Origin of the sequence: uncultured Aquincola sp., from assembly GCF_964001545.1 — a bacterium.
Lineage (GTDB): Bacteria > Pseudomonadota > Gammaproteobacteria > Burkholderiales > Burkholderiaceae_C > Aquincola.
Genome location: NZ_CAXFDV010000244.1, coordinates 1 through 3,251, shown reverse-complemented (window position 1 = coordinate 3,251; position 3,251 = coordinate 1). Strand labels below are relative to the sequence as shown.

The 3,251-nt window shown below is 70.1% G+C and carries 3 protein-coding genes and 1 pseudogene; 3 read left to right on the top strand and 1 reads right to left on the bottom strand.

Features of this window, described 5'->3' with window-relative positions; genetic code table 11:
* A pseudogene (locus ABNT58_RS08420) lies at nt 1-288 on the top strand (AEC family transporter); the annotation flags it as partial.
* Here the strand turns inward: ABNT58_RS08420 and queG are convergent.
* Nucleotides 246-1,364, bottom strand: a complete 1,119-nt coding sequence (queG, locus tag ABNT58_RS08415; protein WP_348753048.1) for a tRNA epoxyqueuosine(34) reductase QueG — start codon at nt 1,362-1,364, stop codon at nt 246-248. The pseudogene ABNT58_RS08420 and the gene queG sit on opposite strands and share 43 nt — an antisense overlap.
* A 24-nt stretch (nt 1,365-1,388) precedes the next feature.
* Between queG and tsaE the strand changes: the two genes are divergently transcribed.
* Nucleotides 1,389-1,838, top strand: coding sequence for a tRNA (adenosine(37)-N6)-threonylcarbamoyltransferase complex ATPase subunit type 1 TsaE (tsaE, locus tag ABNT58_RS08410; protein WP_348753050.1), 450 nt, complete (start codon nt 1,389-1,391; stop codon nt 1,836-1,838).
* 56 nt (nt 1,839-1,894) lie between these two features.
* Nucleotides 1,895-3,251 (top strand): N-acetylmuramoyl-L-alanine amidase (locus ABNT58_RS08405; protein ID WP_348753049.1); only part of this gene is annotated, 1,357 nt, incomplete at its 3' end.

Below are 3,251 nucleotides of genomic sequence, written 5' to 3'. Positions count from 1 at the left end.
CGGCTGGCGGCAGCCTTGCTGGGCATCCGCCACCTCGTGCTGCCGATGCTGGCGGTGGTGTTCGTGCGCTTCACCGACCTCTCGCCGCTGCAACAGGTGGTGATCGTGGCCTTCTCGGCCTTGCCCACGGCGTCCAGCTGCTATGTGCTGGCGGCGCGGCTGGGCGGCAACGGCAGCTTCGTGGCCGGGCTGGTCACGGTGTCCACCCTGCTGGGCATGGCCAGCGTGCCGCTGGCCCTGGGCGCTTATGCGGCGCTGGGGCCGGTGGCGGGCACCACGCTGCGCTGAGCCAGCGCCCAGGCTATGTGCTCGGCCAACAGCGGGCTGGCCTGCGCACGGGCGGCCTGCAAGGCACTGGCCATGGCTTCATCCGCTGCCACGCGCAGCGCATTGCCCATGGCCACCGCCAGATTGCGCCGCCAGCGTTCGTGGCCGATGCGGCGGATGGCGCTGCCTTCGGTGTGGCGCAGGAAATCGGCTTCCGTCCAGGCCCAGAGCTGCAGCAGCGTGGGGTTGGCCAGCGCGGGCCGCCGGTCGAAATCGGGCAGCACCGCGCGTTGGGCGAACTTGTTCCAGGGGCAGGCCAGCTGGCAGTCGTCGCAGCCGTAGATGCGGTTGCCGATGGCCGGACGCAGCGCCTCGGGAATGGGGCCGGCATGCTCGATCGTCAGGTACGAGATGCAGCGCCGCGCATCCACCACCTGCGGCGCGACGATGGCCTGCGTGGGGCAGATGTCTAGACAAGCGCTGCAGCTGCCGCAGTGGGCGCTTTCGGGCTCCGTCAGCGGCAGCGGCAGGTCGACGAACAGCTCGCCCAGGAAGTACATCGAGCCCGCATCGCGCTTGAGCGACAGCGTGTGCTTGCCGCGCCAGCCCAGGCCGCTGCGGGTGGCCAGTGCCACCTCCAGCACCGGGGCCGAATCGGTGAAGGCGCGGTGGCCGAAGGGGCCAATGGCCTCCGTCAACCGGTCGGCCAGCTTCTGCAGCCGTGAACGCAACACCTTGTGATAGTCACGGCCCCGCGCATACACCGAGACGGTGGCCAGGCCGGGCGTGGCCATGCGCTGCCACTCCTGCTCGCGCCAGTGCGGCGCGGTGTCGCGCGGCAGGTAGTCCATGCGGGCGGTGATCACCCGCACGGTGCCCGGCACCAGCTCCTGTGGCCGTGCGCGCTTGAGCCCATGCGCGGCCATGTAATCCATCTGGCCATGAAAGCCGTTGTGCAACCACTGCAGCAAGCCCGGTTCCGCATCATGGAGGTCGATGTCAGCCACACCGATCTGGGAGAATCCCAACTCCTTGGCCCAAGCGCGCAATTGCCCCAGCAGTGCCTGCCCGTCGATGTCGTGAAGACGCTCCCGCATCGCTCCATTCTAGAAACCCGCTTGCTGCGCTGGCCCGACGAGGCCGCCTGCGAAGCCACCGCCCGTGCCCTGGCCGCCCAGCCGCTGCTGCGCGATGCCTTCATCGAACTGCATGGCCCGCTGGGCGCCGGCAAGACCACGCTGGTGCGCCACCTGCTGCGCGCGCTGGGCGTGCAAGGCCGCATCAAGAGCCCCACCTATGCGGTGCTGGAGCCGTACGAGCTGGCCGATGGCCTGGCCATTTCGCACTTCGACTTCTACCGCTTCGAAGATGCGGCGGAGTGGAGCGATGCCGGCTTTCGCGACGTGTTTGCGCAGCCCGGCCTGAAGCTGGCCGAATGGCCCGAGAAGGTGGCGGCTGCCCTGCCCCCGCCCGACCTTCGCCTTGAACTCGAACCCCAAGAGGACGACCAACGCACCGTGACCTTTCAAGCCCTGACTCCCCGCGGCCTGGCGCTGCTGCAAGCGCTGTGAGCCCGAAGCTGCCCAACCGCCGCCATCTGTTGCGCCAGGCCGGTGGCCTGGTGTTGATGCTCGGCGCTGCCGACCTGGCCTTCGGCGCCAGCATCGTGGCCGTGCGCGTGTGGCCGGCCGACGCCTACACCCGCGTGACGCTGGAAAGCGACCAGCCGCTGGCCGCCACCCACCAGCTGGTGACCGACCCCGACCGGCTGGTGGTGGACATCGAAGGCCTGGAACTCAGCGCCCAGCTCAAGGAGCTGATCGGCAAGGTGCGCAGCGACGACCCCTTCATTGCCGGCGTGCGCGTGGGCCAGTACCAGCCGCGTGTGGTGCGGCTGGTGATCGACCTCAAGCAGGCCACGGCGCCGCAGCAGTTTGCGCTGGCGCCGGTGGCCGCCTACCAGCACCGGCTGGTGTTCGACCTCTATCCCACGCAACCGGTCGATCCGCTGCTGGCCTTGATCCGCGAGAAGGAACAGTCCGAGCGTGCGGCCGCCCAGTCGGTGCAGGACGCGCTGGGCGAGTTCATCGGCAAGGTGGGCTCGCAGCCGCCGGTGGCCGCCGCGCCCGCACCCGCACCCGCCCCCCTGCCGATGCCCGCGCCCGGACCGGCGCCGCGCCCCATCACCCCACCCCCGCCCGTGGTGGCCGCCGCCCCGGTGCCGCCGCCGGTGCCGGCCGAGCCCGGCCCGCGCGCCGCGCTGCAGAACAAGATCGACCGCCTGGTGATCGTGGCGCTGGACCCCGGCCATGGCGGCGAAGACCCCGGCGCCATCGGCCCCAGCGGCCTGCGCGAAAAGGACGTGGTGCTGCAGGTGGCGCTGCAGTTGCGCGAGCGCATCAATGCGATGCCCGGCATGCGCGCCTTCATGACGCGTGATGCCGACTTCTTCGTGCCGCTGGCCGAGCGGGTGCAGAAGGCGCGGCGGGTGCAGGCCGACCTCTTCGTCAGCATCCATGCCGATGCCTTCATCACGCCGCAGGCGCGCGGGGCTTCGGTGTTCGCCTTGTCGCAAGGCGGTGCCACCAGCACCGCGGCACGCTGGATGGCCAACCGCGAGAACGCGGCCGACGTGGTGGGCGGAGTCAACCTCAAGTCGGCCGATGCGCAGGTGCTGCGCGCGATGCTGGACATGAGCACCCATGCGCAGATCAAGGACAGCCTGCGCGTGGGCGGCGAGGTGCTGGGCGAGCTCGACCGCGTGGGCAAGCTGCACAAGGCCAAGGTGGAACAGGCCGGCTTTGCGGTGCTCAAGGCGCCCGACATCCCGAGCATCCTCGTCGAGACGGCCTTCATCTCCAATCCGGAAGAAGAAGACAAGCTGCGCAGCGCCGACTACCAGCGCCAGCTGGTCAAGGCCCTGGCCACCGGCATCCAGCGCTACTTCGCGAAGAACCCGCCGCTGGCGCGCAACCGGCAGTTGT